Source organism: Roseimarinus sediminis (assembly GCF_050433125.1).
Classification (GTDB): Bacteria; Bacteroidota; Bacteroidia; order Bacteroidales; family Prolixibacteraceae; genus Roseimarinus; species Roseimarinus sediminis.
Genome location: NZ_JBNPXV010000011.1, coordinates 118877 through 144264 on the forward strand (window position 1 = coordinate 118877; position 25388 = coordinate 144264).

13 protein-coding genes are annotated in these 25388 nt (G+C 45.5%); 1 reads left to right on the top strand and 12 read right to left on the bottom strand.

The window, feature by feature from the left end:
• Positions 1–12: 12 nt before the first annotated feature.
• The 12 genes from FHS86_RS14410 to FHS86_RS14465 form a co-directional block, all read right to left on the bottom strand.
• Positions 13–1848, bottom strand: a complete 1836-nt coding sequence (locus tag FHS86_RS14410) for a T9SS type A sorting domain-containing protein (protein WP_429415082.1) — start codon at positions 1846–1848, stop codon at positions 13–15.
• A 30-nt stretch (positions 1849–1878) separates the two neighbouring features.
• On the bottom strand, positions 1879–3711 hold the full coding sequence (locus FHS86_RS14415; protein ID WP_429415085.1) for a RagB/SusD family nutrient uptake outer membrane protein: 1833 nt from the start codon (positions 3709–3711) through the stop codon (positions 1879–1881).
• Between the two features lie 5 nt (positions 3712–3716).
• Entirely contained in the window at positions 3717–6977 is a 3261-nt protein-coding gene (locus FHS86_RS14420) for a SusC/RagA family TonB-linked outer membrane protein (protein ID WP_429415088.1), read from the bottom strand.
• A 228-nt stretch (positions 6978–7205) separates the two neighbouring features.
• The gene (locus tag FHS86_RS14425; RefSeq protein ID WP_429415091.1) at positions 7206–8234 is read right to left on the bottom strand and encodes a T9SS type A sorting domain-containing protein; all 1029 of its coding nucleotides are present in this window, start codon (positions 8232–8234) and stop codon (positions 7206–7208) included.
• Between the two features lie 18 nt (positions 8235–8252).
• On the bottom strand, positions 8253–9839 hold the full coding sequence (locus tag FHS86_RS14430) for a sodium:solute symporter family protein (protein ID WP_429415094.1): 1587 nt from the start codon (positions 9837–9839) through the stop codon (positions 8253–8255).
• A gap of 3 nt (positions 9840–9842) precedes the next feature.
• Positions 9843–11036 (bottom strand): four-carbon acid sugar kinase family protein, encoded by a 1194-nt coding sequence (locus FHS86_RS14435; RefSeq protein WP_429415097.1) that lies wholly within the window; start codon positions 11034–11036, stop codon positions 9843–9845.
• Positions 11037–11042: 6 nt separating this feature from the next.
• Positions 11043–12083, bottom strand: coding sequence for a 4-hydroxythreonine-4-phosphate dehydrogenase PdxA (gene pdxA / locus FHS86_RS14440; protein ID WP_429415100.1), 1041 nt, complete (start codon positions 12081–12083; stop codon positions 11043–11045).
• A complete protein-coding gene (locus FHS86_RS14445; protein WP_429415103.1) occupies positions 12083–13012 on the bottom strand; it encodes a dihydrodipicolinate synthase family protein in 930 nt (309 codons plus the stop codon). The genes pdxA and FHS86_RS14445 overlap by 1 nt, the downstream gene beginning before the upstream one ends.
• A complete protein-coding gene (locus FHS86_RS14450; protein ID WP_429415106.1) occupies positions 13002–14147 on the bottom strand; it encodes an iron-containing alcohol dehydrogenase in 1146 nt (381 codons plus the stop codon). The genes FHS86_RS14445 and FHS86_RS14450 overlap by 11 nt, the downstream gene beginning before the upstream one ends.
• 361 nt (positions 14148–14508) lie before the next feature.
• Positions 14509–15528 carry a T9SS type A sorting domain-containing protein gene (locus FHS86_RS14455; protein WP_429415109.1) on the bottom strand — a complete coding sequence of 340 codons (1020 nt, stop codon included), beginning with the start codon at positions 15526–15528 and terminating at the stop codon, positions 14509–14511.
• 373 nt (positions 15529–15901) lie between these two features.
• The gene (locus FHS86_RS14460; RefSeq protein WP_429415111.1) at positions 15902–22231 is read right to left on the bottom strand and encodes a cadherin-like beta sandwich domain-containing protein; all 6330 of its coding nucleotides are present in this window, start codon (positions 22229–22231) and stop codon (positions 15902–15904) included.
• 171 nt (positions 22232–22402) lie between these two features.
• Positions 22403–23398, bottom strand: coding sequence for a LacI family DNA-binding transcriptional regulator (locus tag FHS86_RS14465; protein WP_429415114.1), 996 nt, complete (start codon positions 23396–23398; stop codon positions 22403–22405).
• Positions 23399–23816: 418 nt separating this feature from the next.
• On the opposite strand from FHS86_RS14465, the gene FHS86_RS14470 reads away from it, so the two are divergent.
• Positions 23817–25382 carry a glycoside hydrolase family 28 protein gene (locus FHS86_RS14470; RefSeq protein ID WP_429415116.1) on the top strand — a complete coding sequence of 522 codons (1566 nt, stop codon included), beginning with the start codon at positions 23817–23819 and terminating at the stop codon, positions 25380–25382.
• Positions 25383–25388: the final 6 nt, after the last annotated feature.

Below are 25388 nucleotides of genomic sequence, written 5' to 3' on the forward strand. Positions count from 1 at the left end.
CTGGTGGTTGTTTTATTGTTTCAATAATTTTGTCTGATAGATTTCGCCATTTCCGGCGGTGGCTTTCACAAAGTAAATTCCGGAGTTCAGCCTGGCAACGTTCAACTCACGAATGCCATCGTGATTCACGCTTTCCATCATTCTTATTCCCGAAAGACTGTAAACTTCAAGTTTTACAATATTCTGTCCTCCCTGAATATAGAGCATGTCGACAGCCGGATTAGGATATACATTCAGGCCGGGGCGCTTTTTCAATTGGCTGATACTGGTCACAACATCGTTGTATTTTACCGAATCGGCCGCATCGATTTCAACACCGGTGAGTTCATTCAGGTAGATTTCAAGATAACTGTAACCACTGGCGGTGATGGTCATAAAATCGGTGGGATCGGCAGGATCCAAATCGTTGCTTGTCTCCCAGGCATCGGGCAAACCATCGCCATCGCTGTCGGCTGGAGACTGCTCACTCCCCACGCTTTCATAAACACTCCAGGCTGTTGTTCCTTCGGGAGCATCGGATGGTACGAGGTTATTTTGGGTGTCAATCAATCCCGAAGCAACACCTTTCTTAGGAGTTTCCTGTCCATCGTTGGTGGTATATTCGTAGCGCACGATATCTACTTCGCCGCTTACTTCCTTCACCAGCCGCTGGTCGTGGGCATCGCGCTGCGGCAATGAAGCCCCGGCATGAGCCAATACATCGGTGTAGGCATCGGAGGCACTCTGGCTGTAACGTTCGTACTTTTCGAGACTGCCATCAGCTTTTACAGCTTCCACTTCGGAACGGATGTTGGCAATGCCTCCCACATTCGATCCGTCGACACCCAGCCAGTTGTCGTTGGAACGCTGTTCGTTTCCTTCCATAATGTTTCCGCTGAAGTACCATTGGGCATAACCGTCGAACTGTACCCCGCTGCGGTTACTCGAAGGGCGTGCAAAATATTCGCCCGAAGTGGCCGGGCCGGGTTTGAAATAATTGTTGACCACATTGGTGGCACAAAAGCCCTTGCCGCTGGTTCCTTCCCATTCGCCACCATAAAAGGCACCACTGCTGCCCCAGTTGAAGTTCACATTGTTGCGGTAGTCGACCAATGCCTCGATGTCGTTTTTATTCGATCCGTTGATTCGGGGCATGCGTGAATTATGGTGAGCCAGCAGGTTGTGATGGTACGAGGCATATTCGCCGCCCCACTGGGTACCGTAACCACGATCGCCCTTTTTATGGATGGAGTGAAACAGCGATTCGCTGATGATACACCACTGAACCGAAGTATTTTCATTGCTCGAAAAGTGGGTGGTTTCTTCGATGGCCCAGCTGAAAGTACAGTGGTCGATAATAAAATTTCCACCGTTTTCGATGCGGAATGCCGACACTTCATCACCCGACACATCGCCCGGACGAGAGCGGATGTAACGCACAATGATGTTTGAAGAACCCGAAAAATTCAGCGTTCCTCCTCCAAAACAGATGCCACCACCAGGGGCTGTTTGTCCGGCTATGGTCAGGTTCTTTGTTTTGCATTTAATATCCTGCTTCAGCATAATTACGCCGCCCACCTTGAAAATAATGGTTGTAGGAATTTTCAATGTCACATTGTTATAAAGTGTATCCTGCTGAGCCAGTGCCCAGCGAAAGCTTCCTTCGATGAGCGCTTCGCCTTCGGCATTGTCTTCGAGATTGGTAACAGCCACCACTTTAGGGGTCAGAAACGAATTGTCGCCCCGGCCTCCTGAAGCAAAGCGCCCGTAACCTTCAGCCCCGGGGAAAGCCAGTTGCTGACCCCATGAGCCGAAACCCGTTGTTAATACCATGATTGCTGCAATCAGCAGCTTATGAAAAATTCGCATAGTTTATCTTCTTTCTTATTATTTCTACAATTATTCTGCCAGCGGGTCGAAGGTACCGTACACCCAACCCTTGGTTTGCTCTATGGCCTCGCCGCGGGTAAGGAAATTGCCTGGTATCGCAAAGAAGTCATATAATTCGCGATAATTGATCGCCTGCACCTGTCCGCCCACAATGGCTTCCATTTCCTTGAGCTCGATTTCAAAATAGCTGTTCAGGTTTTCGGCATCGTTGATGTCGACATAACCAAAATAAACCGCCGTGTCGAGCCTGCTATAGCCATGGTATTCAGCGCCCGGCTCATTGATGCGTTGATCCCAGGGTTTTTTGGCTTTGTAATTAAAGCCATGACGTTTGTTTCCATTGAATTTCTTAACCAATTCACCCAGATCGTTTCGGTACATAAGTCTTCGGCGCAGATCGAAATAACGTTTGTTCTCGAAAGCAAATTCCACCTGACGTTCAATCATAATCAATTCGCGCAATTTTTCTTTCGAAACACTGTTGCTGATTCCATAGCTTCCGTCGCCTGCTTCAATTCCTGCACGTGCCCTGATGGCACGTATGTTTTCGAGTGCCTCATCCTTTTTACCGAGTTCATTGGCACATTCGGCGATGTTGAGCAACACTTCGGCGTAGCGCAATTCGATCCATGAAGTACCGGTTTGCCCGATACTCTCCACCGGAATGTTGGAATCGGTTGCCTTACAGTTGAAAAAGCTGGTTCCCGATTTGGTATTTCCCTCGTAACGGTTTCGGTCATACGACCATTGAATGTTATTGGTTCTGCCGGTCATAGGCCATTCACAACCATTGTAGGCAATGGTCGCATAGAAACGTGGGTCGCGGTTTTGCCAGAAATAGGTTGAATCATAACCCGAGCCAGTTTCGCTGATCAATTTTCCGTTGGCCATGGGGAAGGCTTTCACCAGTTCCCAGGTTGGCTGGTAACCAAAATTACCACCTCCCGATCGGGGACGTACACTGCTTTCCCATCCGGTTGAGAACTCGGTACTGATTGAAGGGTCGTAACGTTTAAAAATGATGGCTTCGGTATTACTCAGTACACTTGAGGTGAAAATCGTTGAAAAATCGGAATGCAAAGCACGCGGTGTATTCATTTGTGACAAGAGTTCATCGGCCTGCTTGCTTGCATCGTAAGCCTGCTGCCAGCGTTCCTGCTTGTTGTCACGGTTAAACAGCGGGCTGGCCCAGCTCAGCAGAATGCGACCCTTGAAGGCAGCAGCTGCACCACTGGTAATCCGACCATTGTCTTCGGCCAGCGGCCAGTCAACTGGCAAAGCACTGATTGCCTGATCGAGATCCTGAATAATCAGCTGAAACGATTCGGCGGTGGTGCTTCGGGGTATATCCAACTCATCGGTAAAAGGATCGAGCGGTTCAAAGATCATGGGTATTCCACCATAAAGCTGTACCATTTCCCAGTAACGATAAGCCCTGAAAAACAAAGCCTGTCCCAGTATGGTTCCCTTAATGCTGTCGTCGAGCGCCGAATTTTCGAGACCATTAATACAGAAATTAATTCTCCGGATGGCCTGATACTTTTCACGGTGCATCACTTTTAAGGCATCGATATCGTTTTCAGTCACCAAACCATACATGAAGTTGATATAGCTCTCCGACGAAGAAAACATTTCGTCGGTCATGGCACTGTTTTCACCCAGCGACATGCCCGGCATGTTGGCTGCATAGAGGGTATTTACATAAAGGGTTGCCTGTACCGGATTGTCCCAGATCATGTCGTCGACCGAGTTCAGGTCGCGTTTATCCAATACGTCGACACAAGCCGCCAGGAAGATGCTGATCGACAGCAGAACGATAATATTGTAGTTTCTGATTTTCATGGCTCTTATATTTTAAGATTTACACCAAAGCTGAAAGTTCTCAACAAAGGATAGGTATTGAACCTTGCAATGGCATCTTCTTTATAATCGAAGGTAGAGATGGGAGTCCAGAGATTGCTTCCCACAAAGAAAATACGCAGATCGGGGATGCCCCATTTACGCGAAAGATCGGCTGGTATGTTGTACGAAACATTGATGTTGCGCAAGCGAAGCTGAAAAACATCACGCATCCAGAAAGTAGATACCAGCTGATTGTATTCGGCAAAACGTGGATTGGGATAAGCTGCATCGGTATTGTCAGGAGTCCAGTAATCGGCCCAGAATGCCGGGGCATTCTCACTTTCGGTGGGTACGGTACGTGCCAGCTTGTCGACCACCTTATTGGTAATTCCATACGACATCCCCCAAAGCATGCTAAATTTTACGCCCTTATAGGTAGCTCCCATTGAGATATTCGATGGGAGGAGATTTTTCAACACAAGATGATCGTTCACCCTTTCGACATAGGTTTTATCGGAAGAAATGGTGTTTTCCACATCAATTTTACCATCGGGCTCGAAAACCACAGGGGGTTCGCCGGCCGACAAATCACCGGGACGGCCTATGTCCTGCAGAAAAATGGCTCCTAATAAATCGGTCTCACCTCCAATGGTGTAGGGGTGTCCCCATTTTTCGATCCATTCGGCATTGATGGCATCGAGTTGTTCCTGGGTGCGGATAATGCCGTTGGAAATATATCCTTCCTCACGACCTGCTGCAAAAGTGCTCTGCTCGATCGGATAACGGAAGTCGTTGGGTTGCTTATCGGTTGGACGGTCAAGAATGCGGTTGCTTCCAAAGGAGAAGACCCCCTTGATGTTCCAACGGAAATCGTTGTTAATTTCACCGTTGTATCCCAGTTCCATGTCGTAGCCCCAGGCCTCGAGTCGCCCGATATTTTCACTCGGCATTTCATCAATTCCGGAGGTCACGGGGAAAATGGTGGTTTGCTTGTCAAGAATATCGTACTGATAAGTATAATAAGCATCGAGCGACACACTCAGTCGTTGTTCCAGAAATTTGAAATCAAAACCCAGGTTGTTCATGAACGACTTTTCCCAGGTCACGCCCGTACTCACCACGTCGGTTTTACCTGCAATGCCCATACCTCCTACCGGAGATCCACCAAACAGATAGGCAATAGTGGAAGGACCATACGAAAGCAGATACTCATAATTTCCTACTGAATTGTATCCGGTCAAACCGGTTGAATACCTTATTTTTAGAAAATTAATAAAAGCCAGATGATCCTTCATGAAATTCTCGTTCGAAGCAATCCAGCCGACAGATGCTGCGGGGAAGACTGCCGAGCGGTATCCCGGAGCAAATTTGACGGTATTTTCGTAGCGAACGGTCGATTCCAAAAGGTATTTATCATCATAGGAATAATTCAAACGGGCTACCATGCCAAGATCACCGCTTTCATTCATCGTTCCGTCGGTGGTAGCTGCTCCTTTTGAGTTGAAGGCATTCTGAGTATGGATGCCGTAAATCAGCATTTGTTCGGCGGTGGCTCCAAAAGCGTAACCACTGCTCTCCGCCTGCTCATAAGTAAGGAACGATGCGACCTTGTGTTTTCCAAAGGTTCGGTTATAATTCAAATTCACATTGAGCTGATAACGCTGACCATAGCTATACGACTCATTGATACGATCGGAATTGGTAATTGTTGCCACAGGTCCACCCGCTATGTTTTCATCCAGCTGATTACTTAACAGCAGTCTGTAATCTCCTTTAGGAAGAAAATTATACAGCTCATAGGGGATACGGTATTCTTTGGAATAGTAATGATTCTCGCGACGGCTAAAACTGGCCGATGCACTTAAACCCTTGATTTTTTCAAATTCATAGCTTAAACGCAGATTAAGCGTATTGCCCTTATCGACATTCTTCTTATAGCTTTCGGTATTAAAAATGGCGAATGGGTTGTATCCATCAATATTTACTGCTTTTCCATCGATATAAGGAACGGTCCATCGGGGCGCCTGAAGCAGTTGTTCAAAAATACCCTGCATGGTATTGGTACCGGTAGCGCCAATGTATGGCCGGGTAAAATCGCGGCTATCGAGCGAAATGGTTACTGCAGCCTGAAGTCCTTTCACAACGTTGGCATCAAAGCCCATACGGTACGAGTGTTTACCCACACCCATGTCGTCGAAGTTTCCTCCATTGTATACAAATGAACCACCCGCAAAATATTGTACCTTTTCACTTCCCCCCGAAACATTGATGGTGTGACGGGTAACGGCTGCGGTTTTCCAGGCTTCATCAAGCCAGTTGTAGTTATGATTCTTCAGTTCGTTCAACTCGGCATCACTGATTACGTTCCACTCCGGGTCGTTTACTTTGATTGCATTGAGCATGCGTGCATGGTCATACGAACTGAGCATTTCAGTTTGGGTGGTGGCATCTGAAATCCCCACACTTCCCGAATAGCTGATGCGAAGTTTTCCTTCACGTCCCCGCTTGGTTTTCACCAGGATGACTCCGTTGGCTCCCTTACTGCCATATACGGCAGCCGAAGCATCTTTCAGGATGGAGAAGCTTTCAATTTCCGAAGGATCGAGTACATCGTATTCGGCCTGGGTTACTTCAAAACCATCGACAATGTAAAGTGGCGAAGGATCCTTGGCTCCACCTCCCGCTTCACCAAAAGTGGTTTCGGCCCTGATTTTAATCCGTGTGGTTGCCCCCGGGTTACCGGTGGGCTGTGCCGGCGAAACCGAAACACCCGCCAAACGGCCTTCAAGCAGATTGGTAAGGTTGGTTACCGGAATATCTTCAATTTCTTTCGACGACATGCTCGACACCGATCCCAGCAGGTTTTCCCGCTTTACTTCGCCATAACCAACAATTACTACTTCGTCGAGGTCGGTTACATCGGTGTACAACACTACATTAATGTTTTTGCGCTTGTTAACGGCAATTTCCTGTTCTTTAAAACCAATGAAGCGATAGATCAGTAAATCGGTGGGAGCCACCACAAAGGAATATTCGCCGTCGAGGTTGGTCACCGTGCCATTGGTGGTTCCTTTTACCACCACATTGACCCCGGGAAGCGGCTCACCCGATTCATCGGTCACTGTGCCGGTGAGTGTAATCTTCGTTGCTTGCTGCGCATGCAGTAAAGAGGCTGAGAGGAGTGCAAAGGTCAGCAGCATTAGCATGCGGCTTCTTCCTGTCCGCACTGCCTGTTGACCTTTTAAAATGTTTTTACGTAGATTCATTACCGTACGTTTTTTAGGTTTTTAGTTCTTACAAGGCCCGAATGATTTCAGTGAGCAGCTGCATTTTGTGTTCTCATGGTTTTGCTTGCCTGTCGGGGCTTTAAAATCTATTCATTAAATGAACTTAAAATACGAAGTGCTTTCAGCGACTATCGTGATATACCGGGTTTTAATCCGGAAGAGTAAACAAACGGCACCCTGCAGGCAGGGCACCGTTGTTGCAGGTACTTATCGTATTACAATTTTCTGAGCGGTTACTTTTTGGCCTGCACGGGCTTTCACCACATACATACCATTGGCCAGATCGTGGGTTGACAGCTGGTTTACCTGGCTGGCTGACTTAATCAGCGTTCCGGTAATTGAATAAACAGCAAGGTCGGCTGTGGTATTAACCCTGATGGCCTTGTTGAAATACTTCAGTTCCAGTTTGTTCAGCTTCATCGATTCTGAACTCACTTTCAGGTCGCCGTATACTTTCAGGTCGTGAATACGAACTGCCTGAGGCTCGACATCATTTGCTGCCGAAAATTTCAGCATTACATTTTCGGCATAAATTCCGTCTTCCCAGAGCATACCGTTGGCTGAAGGTGTACAGTTAATGTCATTGGGAGTTTTACTCAGGCTGAAAGGATCTTTGGTAAAATTGAGGCTGTAGTGATCACCCAATTGATAACGCAAAGTATCCCAGCTGGCACCGTCGTCGAGGCTGAATAAAATCATAAAACCACGTCGTTTTCCACCACAACTTGAGTGCGTATACTGAATGCCTTCAACATAACTGAGCTGACGCAGATCGACAATGAATTCTCCTGCCAGTGTACCATAACCCCTGCGGGCAATTTCCACAAAACCATTCGATACGTTGGGAGTAGTAGGATCAGGATCAACTACCTCACCATCGCCGGTAAGCGATGCAGCCACGCCCCATTCAGGAGCAAAAGCACATGAGTCCCAGGTGTAGGTTACCTGATCATTTGAATTAAGGAAGTTCACACTTTTCTCTCCACCAATATTGGCAGGAGTTGTTTCACCAGTGGTTTCATCCACCACATCCTTGCTGTTCGAAGCATTGGTGTGCGGAGCATTATGATAAAACTCAAAATCGGTGAATTTTTCATCAAGCACCAGGGGTGAAGATGGGTTCAGATTATCCCATCCGGTACCGGTACCCATGTCCTGGGCTTTTACACCCCAACTGGCAGCTACTAAAAAAGCAACTGCAAACATAAATTTCAAAGTAGAATTTTTAGCATTCATAGTATTTGTATTTAAAAATTAGGAATTAAGTTTACTTTTTCGTTTTAACTCAAGATAACCCGCATAAGTCAACGATTTGATCTCGTCGTCGCTTTGTTCGGTTTTAAAGAACAGGCTGGCTATATAGCCAACCACAAAGAGCACCACATGACTGTATACACCAATCATGTATTTGTGATGTGAGAAATTAAGATTACCCAAATCGAGCAATAACCTGCTTTCGTCATTCAGATTGAAAACAGTTGAAGTTAGCACCGCATAGGCTGTAAACAAAATGCTTGCCACAATGCCCACATTGAGCCCCTGGCGGTTGGCGCGTTTACTAAAAATACCAAGGAGGAACATTCCCGCTATGCCTCCCGAGAAAATGGCATAAAGGGTAAATACAATCCCGAGCACTCCCTTGCTGTCGCCTGCCTTCACATAAAACAGGGCTACCCATATTGCACCCAGTCCGGCAAGCACCACAAATAGCTTACTGAAAAACAATTTGGTCTTTTCGCTCGATTTAGGATGGATGCGCATGTAGTAGTCTTCGACACAGATGGCCGAAAGACAATTCAGGTCGGAATCGAGGCTTGAAACAGCAGCGGCAATGAGTGCCGAGATAATGATGCCCACCACCCCTACAGGTAAATGATTCATAATAAACAGGGGGAATACTGCATCGGCCCGCACATCGGGTGGAAGTGCATGCCCGGTAAGCTGATAATAGGAAAACAGGGCCGTTCCGATAAACATGAACAGTGCCCAAACGGGAACACTGAGTAAAACACCGGTGAGCGATGCTTTGATAGCATCTTTATCAGTACGCGCTGTAAGGTAACGTTGCACAATGGTCTGATCGGTACCATATTTCTGGATGGCATAAAACACCCCGTTAATAGCCATTACCCAGAAAGTAAGGTTAACAAAGTCCCAGTCGAAGGGGCCGAAACCAATTCGTCCGTTTTCCATGGCAACATTCCATACTGCTACAGGTCCTCCCTCGGGAGTAAACAGCAGTATGAGCAGGGCAATAACACCGCCGACAATCAGCAACAAGCCCTGAATTACATCAAGCCAGATCACCGCCTCGATACCGCCAAGCATGGTTAGTAAAATAATTACTGCACCAATCACCCAAATGATGGTGGTCGTTTCAATTCCTATCATTTTTGACAGCGCCAGCGAAATCAGGAAGAAAACAGTTCCCATTTTGGAGAAATGGGTCAGCACAAAAGCCAGTGAACTGTAAATACGTGCCAGTACACCAAAGCGTTTTTCGAAATACTCATAGGCACTCAGCCCGATGACCCGCCGAAAAAGCGGCACCACAAAACCTATGAAAAAGACCAAAACAATGGGTACCATCAGTCCCTGCACCAGCCTGATCCAGTTTGATGAAAAACCTTCGCCCGGATAAGCCAGAAAGGTAACACTACTGATGAGTGTGGCCAATATTGAAATACCGATGGCCCACGAAGGAAGACTTCCTTTAGCCGTAAAGTAGTTTTTGGTATCCTTTTGTCTTTTGGCAAACCAAAAACCAACTCCCAAAGAAAGCAGAAAGGTGGCACCTATGATCAGGTAATCGATGATGTGTAAATTAGCTACTTGTTCCATAAATTAGTTAGCGGTTTTATGCGTTTGACGGAATTGTGTATTCCCGTTTAAAATAATTTCTTCTGGCCAAAAATAGCTACCCGGTTTGGTTGTAATGCACAATTCCGGAAAATCTTCCACCTTCATTTGTATAACACCGTGCCCCAGTTCCCTAAAGGGATAGAGCCGTGAAATCCCCAAATGTTTTAAGATGACTGAGGCCGTATCGCCTCCTTCAATTAGGAGGTCATCGATGGCTACACGGTCGGCTACCCGCTTAATCAGCTTTCCAACTACTTCCTTTACCACCACGCCATGCGGAGCTTTTTCATTGGGTTGATGGTTGATGGTAACGATCACTTTCTGATTCAGCAACAGTTTCTCAAGCACCTGCTCTACCCAGGTATTCAAAGCCGACTCATCTTTGTCAATATTTAGATACAGCGCTTCAGGCATGTTAATAATCGACATGCCCAACACTGACAATTGATCGATGAGCTTTTCACTTTTAGGAAAGGTACTTCCAAAAACAAAGAGGGTTTTTTCACCCATACGGTATTTGTATTCAGCATCCTTCACAATGTTGGGATAGTACTTTTTGATCAGTGTTTCAAAAAAACCTGCCCCTCCTGCCAACAAGGTTTCCTGATCAGCTACTTTTCCCCATGCTTCCATTTCCTTTTCGTCGATGACATTTCCAAACAGCAGTCCTTCGTCCGGCAGCGGTTTGTCAACCGATACCAGCTGAATTTCTTCCAGGTCATTCTTCAGTATTTCCTTTACGTGAGATGAGCTGATAGGATATTGAGGATCGGCAGCAAAGAAAGTTTCAGCCAGCGGAACATCATTCACATAGTAAATGCCGTCTCTGATCACTCTTTTAAAATGAGGATTTCCGGCAATAATCAGGGCCCGCTTCTTATCACAAACACTGAGTTGAGCCCTGAGTTCTTCAACAATATTTCCACGCAATACGGAGTCGATCTTCTTAAAAATGAATTCAGGATTTATTCTTCTTAGCAGCGCTTCGGTAACTTTATCAATATGAAGCATGGCCGATTGAGGGTCCATCGCCCTGGTATCGGTGGCAATAATCAATAAATCGATGTTCTCGAAGTTTTCCACTTCGGTTTCGATAGCTACCTTCAGTCCTCTTCTCAATCCAATTCCGCCAATTTCGGCAGCTCCTGTAAAGTCATCTGCAATTACAGCAATCATATCTTCTTATAAATTTTTGTACAGCAATAGTGCATAATCGATGGCATACAACATGGCATCGGGGCTTGCAATTCCCTTCCCTGCAATTTCAAAGGCAGTCCCATGATCGACCGAAGTACGGATAATGGGCAAACCCAGGGTAATATTGACACCTTTAACACTTTTCATACTTTGTTTTTCCTCGTCCCACACAAAGCCAACCATTTTAAAGGGAATGTGGCCCTGATCGTGATACATGGCCACACAGCCATCGAAACGACCACCGGCTGCCAATGAAAACAGGGTATCGGGAGGATAGGGGCCCAGGGCATCGATGCCCTGCTCGCGGGCCATAACAACGGCCGGTGCTATTTCTTCCTTTTCCTCACTTCCAAACAGGCCTTCATCGCCGGCATGGGGGTTTAACCCTGCCACGCCGATGCGCGGCTGCTCAATGCCCAGTTTCTTCAAACTGTCGTTCAAAAGGGCAGTAACATCGAACACCCGCTTTTTTGTTACCCTGTCACAGGCTTCACGAAGAGAAACATGGGTACTTACATGAATTACCTTCAGTTTCTCGTCAGCCAGCAGCATGGCATAGTTACTGGTATTGGTGTAATGGGCATAAATTTCGGTATGGCCCGAAAAAAGGTGCCCTGCAGCATGAATCGCTGCTTTGTTAATGGGTGCTGTTACGGTAGCGTCCACTTCTCCTGCCATTGCCAGATTGATGACTTTCACCACCGAACGAAAAGCAATGTCGCCGGCAGCGGCATTCACTTTGGAATAAGGAACCTGCTCGGGTGCATCCATTTCCAGATCGTATACATCGATGAATCCCTGCTCAAAGCGGGCTTCCTTAATATTCTGAATCCGTTGCACCTTCAAAGGCAAAGCAGTAAGCGCAATGGCCTTTTCGATGATACTGGCATTGCCTGTTACCAGCGGCCGGCATCTTTCAAATAGTTTGCCTTGCCCAAAAGCCTTGACAATGATCTCGGGACCAATGCCCGAAGGATCGCCCATGGTAATGGCAAGTATGGGTTTGTATGTTGTTTTTACTGTCATTATTCTGTGCTATTTTCCAAAATCTTTTTCATTTCATTTTCAATGCTTTCTTCCACGTCTTTTTCGAGGCGGTACATGGGTGGCATTACATCGGGGCCACACAATGCCTTGAACGACAACAAAAGCTTCAGTGCAGGTATCGATTCGCTGAGGATGCGTCCCTTTTGATACAACAAACCGACCTGATTGGTCAACTCCTGCAACTTGATTGCCCTGGTGCAGTGGCCATTGGCCACTGCCTGCACCATTTGGGAATAGACTTCGGGAATCAGGTTGGCCGTACTTGGTACGATCCCCCGGTAACCTGCCTGCAAGGCCTCGACAGAACGGGCTGCCCAACCAATCAGGAGCGAAAAATCGTTTCTGCCCCCAAATAATCCTGAAAGCTGCACAATCCGCTCATCACTTCGTTCCGAATCCTTCAATCCTATAATATTTTCATGCATGCTAAGCTTTTCAATCAATTCCACATCGAGTGAACACTGAGTGGTAGCCGGCATATTGTACAATATCAGTGGAAGCGGTAATGAGCTTGCCAGTTTTTCAAAATATCTTAACAGCTGAACCGATTTTAGCGGATAATAGCCAGGGGGCGTTGCAACCAGAAAATCAGCTCCCAAATCAGCAAAACGTTTTCCTTCGTCGATCGACAACTCAAGTGAATTACCCGAAATGCCTGCATACACCGGCATGCAACCTGCTGCTGCTTTTACGGTTTCACTCACAAGCCGTGTTTTCAAACGAAGTGATAGCGAAGGTGCCTCTCCGGTTGTCCCCAATACAAAAGGCGCTGTATGTGCCTCAAGCAGATGCCTGACCAGTTGGTGAACGCTATCTGTTTCAATTTCATGCTGTGCATCAAGGGGCGTTACCATGGGCACCACCACTCCTCTCACTTTTTCTGCTTCTGCTTGTTTATCAATAGGCATCGGCATATATTTTAAGAGCATCCTCGCGGCTTACCGGTTTAACATTATTTTTCAAAAGACGATCAACCTTCATGGCCACATCGGCCATTCCGTCGAAGTCATTTCTGCTGATACCAATTTCACTCAGATGCGAAGGCACCTTGCAGGCTTTGATCAGTTCATTGACCAATGCTACACTTTGTTGTGCAAGCGATTGGCTGGCCTGATCGGGATCGGCCCCCAGGGCAATCGCAATCCCGGCGTAAGCTTCGGTCTGAGCTTCGAGATTGAATTGCATTACATAAGGCAGAAGCAGGGCATTTGCCAGACCATGGGGCACTTTAAATTTTCCTCCCAAAGGGTAGGACAAGGCATGCACTGCACCGGTATTGACCGGTCCAAGGCAAATTCCTCCATACATGCTGCCCACCAGCATGTCGGCACGGGCTTCCAGATCATTTCCATTATTGCAGGCCCTTACCAGACTCCGTCCTATGAGCCGGATTCCCTCCAATGCATATAAATTGGTTACAGGATGAGCAAATTTATTCACATAAGCCTCGATGCAGTGAGTCAGTGCATCGAGTCCGGTGGCCGCTGTTACAGCCGAAGGAACGCCCACCGTCAACTCGGGATCGACATAGGCTGCATCGGGAACCAGAAAAGGACTGATCACCCCCTTCTTTTCCATGTCGGCCTGATCGAGAAAGATGGCATTAGGCGACACTTCGCTGCCTGTTCCGGCGGTAGTTGGGATACAGCCCAGCCATACCGAACGGCCGGGAACCTTACCAATACCGGCATACTGTAAAGGATTGCCCTGCTGTGTAAGCATAACAGCTACCATCTTTGCAGTGTCCATAACACTTCCTCCTCCAAGGCCAACTACCGCTTCGGCTCCAAACTCCCGTGCTTTATCAGTAATGCTTTCCACATCCGAAAAGGTGGGCTCTGCCGACAAGGAGGTATCTGCCAACAAGTCAACCTCCAGTTGCTGAAGTTCAGAAGAAAGTAAGTTCACTGATTCTGAAAGCCCTGGAATGGTGAGCAGGTACACTTTTTTGCAGGCAACAGCATGCAAGTCAGCCGGAAGTTGATTAAAACAACCACTCCCAATTGCCACTTTTGCCGGATGATAAAAATTTATCTGATTCATTTTCTATTTCCGTCTTTTATGATCACTTTTAATTAGCCTGGGACGGACACATAAATCGTTCGGATTCAACTCTGTGTAACAATGAAATAAATGATAATATTATGTAATCGTTTTCATTGCAATAGTCCCAATGTATTAGATATTTACAAATATACAATTATTTTTCAAAATGTAAACGTTATTTCAAAAATGCACGACAGGCAGACCACCTGCCTGAGCCAGTGGAAATGCACGGACCATGACCGATGATCGACAGCTAAAAAATTTGCAAAAAAGTGTTATTTGTAAAAAAACAGGCAGGAGTAAAATTGAAAAAGCCCGGGCTTAATGACCGGGCTTCCAAAAAATTTAAAATCTACGACTATTTAAACATTATTTTTTCAGAATATACATTTCCATTATTAAGGGCACGTACAAAATAAACACCACTTTGCAAGGCGCTTAACTCCTGGCTGGAAACTTCGGAGGCAGTGAATACCCTTTGCCCGGCAAGAGAGTAGACCTCAAGCCTTTCAACCTTTTCTGACAAGTGAATTGTTTTATCAATCAATTTCATCTGAATGGCTTGCCCCCTTAGCTGAGGCCTTGCTGATTTGCCGGCTGTTCCGTACACTTTCAAATCGTGCAACCTAACGGTTTGTCCGCCACATTCTCCAAAGCGAAGCATGAAGTTGCCGTCGTACCAATAAATGGCATCTTCCCACAACATGCCATAAGCACTGGGATCACAACTATAAGTATTGCCTGTTTTTTCGAGTGAAAACGGGTCTTTGGTAAAACTTGCATTATAGTTGGTTCCCGGCTGATAGCGCAACGTATCCCACGTTTCTCCTTTGTCGACACTGAATTCAACCATGACTCCCCTTTTGTTTCCACCGGTACTTGAATGGGAGTACTGAATCATCTCCACCGACTCCATTTCGCTCAGATCGACTACCACATAACCACGAGCGGTATGTATTTGTGAATAAATGGTATCGAATCGACTGATTTCAACGAAACCATTTGAAACGCCTTCGGTGTTCTCTGTCTCATTTTTAAAGGCGTATGCCGTCGACCATTCGGGAGCAAAAGCACACTCGATAAACTGATATTTGATGGTGGCACCATCGACAACAACAGACGTTTCCATTGTTTTGTAATTATAAACAATCTCACCGCTCTCTTCATTAAGGGCATGACTGCTGTTTCCCTGATCAGGATTCTCATCCGAATGAAAAAATTCAAATCCCTGAAAATTTTCATTAATCACCAGCGCTTCACTCGGATTTAATCCGCCCCAACCTGTTCCCGCACTTGTATTTTGTGCATTCACTCCTAATGAAGTACACAACAGGACGATGGCAAACACAGTCGTCCCCCAACTTAACTTCCTTCTCATATTTTTATCTTTTTATTGATGTGATTAAAACGCAAAACACAGGTGAAAGCCATACTTCCATTATTTCATTGATTTCATCTAAAAAACCAGTAAGGTGAAGCATTCAGGAGCAGTTAAAACTCATTACAACAGGGCAAGTACCCCGCGTACCACTTCAATCCTTTAAGTACTTTAAAGTGCTAATTTATGTAATCGTTTACACACAGCAATGTACACTTTTACAACACTTCTCAAATTTATATAAAATTATTTCTGTAATCGTTCTTTTACAGCTGTTTTTCCATTTATTTTGAACACAGGTGAAAAATAAAACAGGTGAGCCCGAAGACCCACCTGTAGTATTTAATCTGTTTCCTGCTTTTATTGCAGCAACTTATTGCTTGTTGAATTTAAGTACAGCTACCTGCTGGTTCGTGCCATAAACACGTAACACATAGCTACCGCGTTCAAGCTCTGAAACATCAAGCTGAGAATTTGAAAGCATGGTCACCTTCATTTTTGCTCCGCTCAAGTTGAAAACTTCGGCATGCTTAATTTCACTTCCACTAATGTTCAATACCTGACTTGCAGGGTTTGGATAAAGCGCCAGATTCATTCCATACGAGCCAAAACCTACACCAATGGTAAAGGTTACTTTGTAGGTTTTGGTTGAACCATCTTCGGCAGTAACAACAAGGTCTACGCTGGTTCCGCCTTCAGGCAGAGTAACTGAACCTGTCCCGCTTACACTTGCTGCTGCATGATTGGCTGTTGCTGCAACATCGACCGAAGTAGTACCGGTGGGTACATTCACGGTGTATTCAGTAACATCGGCTGCAAAGGCTGGAGAAAGTTCTCCGGCTGAAACAGTCAGTGTGGCAAGGGTGGCATCCGACGACAATACTACTTCGCCAGTTGAGTAAAGTGTATCAGGAGCTTCAAGACCGGCGGCCATAAAGATGGCATTACGCCACATGGTAAGCCCTTCGTCAGTCATGTTTTTACCATCGTTGGCACTAATGGCACCAAAGTTCTGGCAAATGGCAATCATGCGTGCCTGAAGTGTCTGATCACCTACAACGGTACCAGCAGGGATATCATTTACAAATACCACATTGCTCGCATCCGTAATTTCAGTAGCAGTTGCGATTAAAGTACCTGCATCACTGATCGTCAAACCGTAGGTATAGTTCAATGCTTTTGTTCCGGCTGAACCGTTGTCGGCAGCAGTTGATCTGAAAACATTGAAGGCATTGTCGGTAAATGTTATACCACTGTAGAGTTCGTGCGACTGGCTTGCAGCAGGAACCGAAATAGCTGTTCCGGCAATTTCACCACTTGTTCCACCACCTGAAACTACCGCTTTACCATTACGCAGTGCATATGATTTGTTATAAACAAAAGGCACTTTAAAGTTGGCCAATGCGAGCGAATGTCCTGGTGTAAATACAGCTGCACCTGAACTAAATCCTTCCTGAACAACAACCAGGTCGTATCCATCAAGACTGAATACGGAGTCAGCCGAGACAACCATTACATCCATTTCAAATTCAGGATAATTTTTCATCATCTGAATAATCGGATCATTGTCGGGTTGTACTGCGGTAGCATCCATTTCTTTATTGTAAGTAACATAGGCCAGTTTTTTGGTTCCGCCAGAAATTTCAACTGGAACCAACATAAATTCGCCATTACTTCCTACAGCCTGAGCTGGCTTATCGCAGTAAAGATTTTCACCACTGGCAGCTTCGTTAGTACTCAGGTAACTTTTTGCTGCACTTATATTTACAAGGTTATCAACAATTTGGAATGTTACACTGCTTAAATCAGTTCCATTCAATACCCATTCTGAAAGAAGGCCATTGATATCGGCAGAAAGAAGCGTAGTCCAATTATCTGTTCCTGCTTTATTTAGATACATACCTTCAGCATTTTTAATATAGAAGGTACTAGTTTTTCCTTCAACAGGAATAAACTGGAATGCCTGATCATTAGCGCCTGTAGCAGTCATAACTGCAGGTTGTGTTACAGGATCAGTATCTGCGCCAATCACAAGATTGGAATTTTTTTGTACAATGTTATAATAAACACCTTCTTCAACGACAGATGCCTTAGAATTGATGGCCCAATCGAGTGATTTGGTCAATAAGGCATCAAAATCATCGGATGCATACAATAAGCCATTATTAAACAAGTACATTAAAACAACATTGCTGCCTGTTTCAACCCTTGCATAGGTATTATCGGCCTGCAACGAGCGTACCGAAGTACCTGCGGGTACTGCCCACATGGTTGGGTACAGCGAACCATCTTTGGCAGGTATGGTGGCCAGTTGGATGGCTTCAGGAATACTGTCTGACAGATTGTACGACTTGATTTCCTGTCCGGCCCAGTCGGCTGAATCAGCAGTTCCAAGTGTCCACTGGATCATTTGATCGACACTATATTCAGCAGTGATAGGATGCTGATTGTTCAGAATTTTCATTTTTGCTGTCTCAACATCATAGGCATCTGCCCCTTTCATGTTTTTAAACTGAGCAGCATTCTTATCGTTGATCCAACCCCACTTGTTGTTCTTGGGTCCGTCATTTTGCATCGATACACAAGGAACAGGATAACCGTCTTTTGCAAAACTGTTTACCCAGCTTGATCCAACACCACCACCAATTACCAGACCGGCATAAGGAGTATAATCAAATCCTTCGACATTAAGTGCCAGTTTGTTGGCCATGGTAACAGAGTAACCTGCTTCAACCAAAGCATCGTATACATTGGTATCGAAAGCTTTCGAGGCACTGTAAACACCATTTCCTCCGCTTACATACAGAATTTCGCCTGCAGCTTGTGTATGAACTTCAATCGGATAGCTCTTTGAAACGACACCACCCAGGGCTGAGGCTACAATTTCATAGTTCTCAGTGGCACCATTGGCTACATTGATTGTTGGATATGTAACGTCTACTCCATTGGCAACGGTAGCACTTAATTCAGCACTTGCTGTTCCGGCCGGAAGGACCAAACTATAGGCTTCGGCATTTGAATCGTAATTTAAGGTTCCAACAGATGCTGTCAGTTCATCAATTGCCACCTCAACACCTGCAGTCATTGCCCAGTTCAGCGATTTGGTCAATAGTGCTCCAAAATCATCGGATGCATACAATAAGCCATTATTAAACAAGTACATTAAAACAACATTGCTGCCTGTTTCAACCCTTGCATAGGTATTATCGGCCTGCAACGAGCGTACCGAAGTACCTGCGGGTACTGCCCACATGGTTGGGTACAGCGAACCATCTTTGGCAGGTATGGTGGCCAGTTGGATGGCTTCAGGAATACTGTCTGACAGATTGTACGACTTGATTTCCTGTCCGGCCCAGTCGGCTGAATCAGCAGTTCCAAGTGTCCACTGGATCATTTGATCGACACTATATTCAGCAGTGATAGGATGCTGATTGTTCAGAATTTTCATTTTTGCTGTCTCAACATCATAGGCATCTGCCCCTTTCATGTTTTTAAACTGAGCAGCATTCTTATCGTTGATCCAACCCCACTTGTTGTTCTTGGGTCCGTCATTTTGCATCGATACACAAGGAACAGGATAACCGTCTTTTGCAAAACTGTTTACCCAGCTTGATCCAACACCACCACCAATTACCAGACCGGCATAAGGAGTATAATCAAATCCTTCGACGTTAAGGGCCAATTTGTTTTCAAGCGTTACAGAGTAACCTGCTTCAACCAAAGCATCGTATACATTGGTATCGAAAGCTTTCGAGGCACTGTAAACACCATTTCCTCCGCTCACGTAAAGGATCTCAATCGCGGCCTGCCTGTGCACGGTAATAGGATAAGTCATTGTAGTTTCACCAACCGGAGCGGTAACTACAATTTCGTAATCTTTAGTTTCACCATTGGCAACATTGATTGCCGGCAAAGTGACAACTGCATCTTTTGAAACAGTTTGAACGCTTAACGTGGCACTGCTGGTACCTCGTGGTAATGTCAGCTGATAAGCATCGGCATTTGAATCGTAAGCCAGCTTTCCGGCTGAAGCAGTAATACTCTCAATAGCTGCTGAGTTGGAAATACCATAGGCTGGGATATCCAGACCAGCGGCTGCATACACTGCGTTTCTCCATAATGTTAAGCCTGCATCGGTTAAATTGTCACCACCGTCTTTCGATATGGCACCAAAATTCATCGCCAGGGTAATCATTCGTGCCTGAAGTGTTTCAGAACCTATGCTGGCACCAGCTGGAATGTCATTGATGAAAACAGTCACATTGGCTGGATCATTGACACCATTGGCAAGCAGTGTGTTTTCAACCGAAATTGGTACATCTACTGCATACTGCAGTGCCTTGGTTGCCTTATCGCCAGTTCCGTCGCCAGCATCGTTCGATACGGTTTTTATCAGCTGGACAGAGTCACCATCAAAGGTAATACCATTGAATAAAGCGTTTGCCTGATTTTCAGGACCAGCCTTCATATACAATGTATAGGGCTGTTCGCCACCACTACCATCACCTGAGGTAAAACCACGACCCGACTTCATCGCAAATACCTTGTTATACACAAAAGGTACCGGGATATTGGCCATTCCCAGGGTGCCACCGGGTTTTAGAATGTCTACCGACGAACCAAAACTTTCCTGAACAACCACTGCATCATAAGTACTCAGATCGAAAACTGAATCAGCGGCGACCACCTTAACATCCAGCTTAATGTTTTTATCATTCTTCAACATTTGAATGATGGGGTCGTTATCAGGTTGGGTGGCTCCCACACCTGTCATTTCTTTATCAAGCGTTACATAGGCAACATTCTTTACATTGTCGATTTTGTAAAGTTCCCAATTATCGATAAATACCAGTTTCCCGGTTGAAGCAGCATCGACATTGTTGATGGAGATAAATGCTGATCCCGGATTATTCCCGGTTTGAAAGGTTGTATCAATTTCAACCCATTCGCCGTTGGTATGCGGCATCGGCATCAGAAAGATGTTCGAAGATCCTTTGGCAAGCATTGCCACACTTCCGTCCAATGTTTTGTACATTACACGTACCCGGTAAATCGAATTGGCTTCCCATGCAACCGGGTTGACATCTAATGCAGCTCCATCGGGCCAGCCATTGGTAGTCGCATTAAATTTCATACTCGACAATCCTGAATAGGATTCGGTATAGGTAATTGCCTTTTTACCCCAGCCCTGATACAAAGCAACATCGGTCATTTCGGGGTCAGGAATGATATTATCCAGATCGGCATATAAAGGAACAAAATCATGATCTTCAACAACCCGGAAAATGATTGTATAGTCAAGTGTAGTGGTTTCATCCTGCGATACCACACTTACAATGGCAGTATCCAGGCTCCCTTGGATGTCAACAACTCCGGTACCAGTTACTGTAGCAGCGGTGATCATTGCTTCAGCTGCAATGGTTGCAGAAGTAGTTCCTTCTTCAATCGGCACGACATATTCAAAGGTACTAGCCTTAAATTCGGGATACAACATTTTACCATCAACGGATAATGAAGCCAGACGGGCATCTGAACCACCAAGATATTGCAGTGAGCTTTCAAGAATTGTTGCTTCATCAAGCTCGCCATTGTAAATATTGAAAGTTTCGAGTGAAACATTGTAGTTTGGATCACCCCAGCTGTCTGCACCTTTAAAAATATTGGCAACCTGATTATCCAGGGTACTAATATAATCACCTTCGGTTGCTGTTTCAGCAACCAATACGCCATCGATATAATACTTCAACGCATCGGGCGAAAGAATGGCTACAACATGATGAAGTTTTCCATCGTCCAGCTCAGTACCACTCAATGCGGCCGTTTTTGTGCTGGTACCATTGTTGGTTTCAATGCGTGTTTCATTACCATTGCGGGTCGGCTGAATCCAAAAACATTTGTTACCGCCTGTATTGTTGCCAAAATAAGCCAGCATGGTGTATGAACTGTTTGCTACATTGAATGTTTCAAGGTAAGCTTCTATGGTGATGGCATTATAGGTATTCAATGCCAATGCTGCCGCATCCAGTGAGATGTAACCGTCGGTTTTGGCACTTGCACCCGAAACGGTACATTTTCCGTCGGCAATCGTAATTTTTTCACCATGTAAGGTACCATCTAAACCACCAACCACATCGGCTGCTGTTCCATCCTCAAAGGTGTAGGAATGAGTCAGTACCGTTTCGGCAGGGCCGGCTGCTTCGGCTTTCACATAATAAACATTAACTCCGCTCGATGGCGAGTACATATAAATTGTGGTGGCATCACCTGTATACTCGTAGGTTTCCATACCAAGGGCGGCTCCCATTGCTGGAAATACAGCAAGGGTATCACCGGTACCGGCGTTTACGATGAGCAGTTCTCGATCGGCACTGCTGCTCGAAGACATGGCTGCCACAGTAATGCTGGAATTTCCATCCACATCAAAGGCAACAACCCGTGCTTCGGCAACTCCTTCGCTTAAACTACCGCTACCGCCCAATTTCAGACGATGCGTAAACGAAAGGTCTCCGACCGACTTATTATTGGCATCGACAGTCACCTTTTTATCGGCTGATGCATAAATCGTTAAACCATCAACCGTGACCGTTTCTGTGATATCTCCCAGTGCATTGAAGGCATCACTGCTGATATTCCACTCCTGTGCCTGATTAACATTAAATAAACCCGCAGTGACCAGAACACAAATCAGTGCAAGTAATTTCATAGTAGAAGTTTTCATAATTTTCCAATTTGTTATTAGCGCAATTAAACGCGATTAGTTAATAGGTGTTTTCGTTTACACTTTACATCTTTCTGTTTTTCTTTTATTTATGGTTCATATCTAAATAATTTCATGCTATCGTTTACATTTATTGTTATTTAAAATGGAGTGCTGTCAGGATGATTTACGAATAATTAGTTCAGCGTTCAACATCATTTGAATGGGGGCGCGTGTAGGGTCTACGATTCGTTGAAGCAACAACTCACCTGCCCTTTTACCAATTTCCATTGCCGGTTGTCTTACGGCGGTCAGGGGCGGATTCAGTGAGTTTGCCCAATACATATCGTCGAAACCCACAATGGCCAGATCACCTGGAATACTAAGCCCCTTATGATGAATGGTTTCGAGCGCACCCAGGGTAATCAGGTTATTCCCCGTAAAAACTGCATCGGGCGGATTATCCAGCCTGAGCAGCTCGGCACAAAGCTCAACACCACTCTGGTGTTTTGAGTTACCATACCTCACCAGATTCGGATCGTAGGCAATGTTGTTTTCTGTTAATGCCCTGCGGTAACCCATTTCGCGGTATCGGCTCGACGGAATGGTTGCCAGACCGGCAATGTAAGCAATGCGCCGGAAACCCGACTTTGCCAAATGATCAACGGCCAGATAAGCACCTCTTTCATTATCTACAAGCACCACATCCACCGCCGTTTCGTTTAAGCCGCGGTCGACACATACCACAGGCAGGCCGTCATTTACCATCTTTTTAAGCTGCATGTCATCTTCACTTGCCGGGGCAGCAATTAAACCATCGATTGACTCCGATTGCAAAATTTCGAGATAAAGTTTTTCCTTCTTCTCGTCCTGACCGAAGTTACACATAATAATGGCGTAATTATTTGTATAGGCTACCTCCTCAATCCCCCTTAAAACATCAACATAAAAAGGATTATCAATATCCGGAATCAGCACGCCAAGCAAGTTACTGGACACACTCTTCGACCTCAGTCGCTTGGCCACCCTGCTAGGCTGATACTTCAACTCTTTAATTGCCTTCAGTATCCTGGCCCTTGTTTCGTCGTTTACACTGTTGCTGTTATTAAGCACCCTCGAAACAGTAGCCACAGATACCCCGGCCCGTTTCGCAACATCGTTCATGCTTGCCATAGTTCCTATCCGTTAAAAGGTCGTAAACCTTTCTTCAATTCGGTAATGTTTTTATTTTGCCCAGCGCTGATTTCCTTCAGTTTCAATCACAAAAAACACCTGATCTAAAATAATGTCAGTAAAAGTAAAGATATATTTTCAGGAATGCAATGTAATCGTTATCAATTTTAAGTTTTCTTCTCAAATAAATCAATCAGACACCAGCAATACGACCCCCATCTGAATGCACACCTAGTCATTAATAACTAGCAACTTATTTACAACCCCAAAAGAAGAGCATATTCGTGTAATCGTTTTCATTGGAAACTTTGTTTTTTTGTACTATCATTGCAATCAGATTTCATTTTACCGTTATATAGACTGAAATCGGCTGATGGCGACAGCTACTGCTCTCATGTAAACAATTAATCCTTTCGAAATGAAAATATTGACAAAAAAAATCACACTCCTCTTCCTTTTGATAAGTAGCTTCACTTCCTCGTACGCCACCCTGAACATCATGGATTATGGTGCCGACAACACGGGTAAAACAAATGTAAAAACCATGATCGACAAAGCCATTGACGAACTGGCAAAAGAAGGTGGCGGAACACTTTATTTTCCGGCAGGAATTTATCTTACAGGCCCCATACACATGAAAAGCAACATAACACTGAACCTTGATGCAGGGGCAGTGCTGAAGTTCTCCGATAATTTCGACGATTATCTGCCCATGATTCCCTCGCGCTGGGAAGGCACCAATGTAAACAATTTCTCTCCGCTCATTTATGCCTGGGAAGCCGAAAATATAAGCATCGTCGGACGCGGACAAATTGATGGTCAGGGCAAGGCCTGGTGGGATTTCCACCACACACTCTACGCCAAACCAAAAGATTACCAATCGAAATGGCAGCAACTGTTCCATGAAGCCAACCCCGATGTGCTCAAACCCGACATCCCGGGCATGATCGACCGCGGCTTTTGCCGGCCTCCTTTTATTCAGTTTTTGCATTGCAATAACATTCGCATCGAAGGAATCACCATCACCAACTCTCCTTTCTGGACTGTCAACCCGCAATACTGCCAGAACGTTACCATCGACGGAGTCACCATCATCAATCCCGACTCTCCCAACACCGACGGGATCAATCCTGAATCATGCAAAAATGTGCACATCGCCAACTGCTACGTTTCGGTGGGAGACGACTGCATTACACTCAAATCGGGCAAAGACAGGGATGGACGAAAAACTGCTGTTCCCTGCGAAAACATTACCATTACCAACTGCACCCTGCTCGAAGGCCATGGCGCCGTGGTAATTGGCAGCGAAATGTCGGGCGATGTAAAAAAAGTGACCATTTCGAATTGTGTATTCGAAGGCACCGACCGGGGCATTCGGATCAAATCGGCCCGTGGCCGTGGCGGAGTAGTCGAAGACATTACCGTAAGCAATATTGTGGTGAAAAACCTGAAAAAGGAAGCCATCAAACTGAACATGCAATACCACACCACCGAATACGAACCGGTATCAGAACGCACCCCCTCATTCAGGAACATCCACATCAGCAACATGACAGGTACCGCCCAACAGGCAGTATTTCTGCTGGGACTCGAAGAACTTCCCATTCACGACATTTCATTCAGCAACATTCAGCTAAAATGCGAATTGGGAATCACCATGAGCGAAGCCAACAGAATTGAACTACACAATGTAAATATCGATACTAAAACCGGGCCGGCTTTAAAAGCCGAAAACACCAGCATGCTCGAAATCGACGGACTGAGCAGCAACACACCCAAGACCGACCGGCCCCTCATCGAGCTGAACAATGTACAACAGGCTTTCATCCATTCCTGTTTTCAAACAACAGCCACTCCGCTCTTTCTCAGCAGTAAGGGTGCTGCAAGTCGCGACATTTTCCTTCAAAATAATGTGTACCTTCATATTGAAAAAATTCATCAAAAAAGTGACGAAGTAAGTGAGGAAGCTGTGACCATAAAATAAAATCGT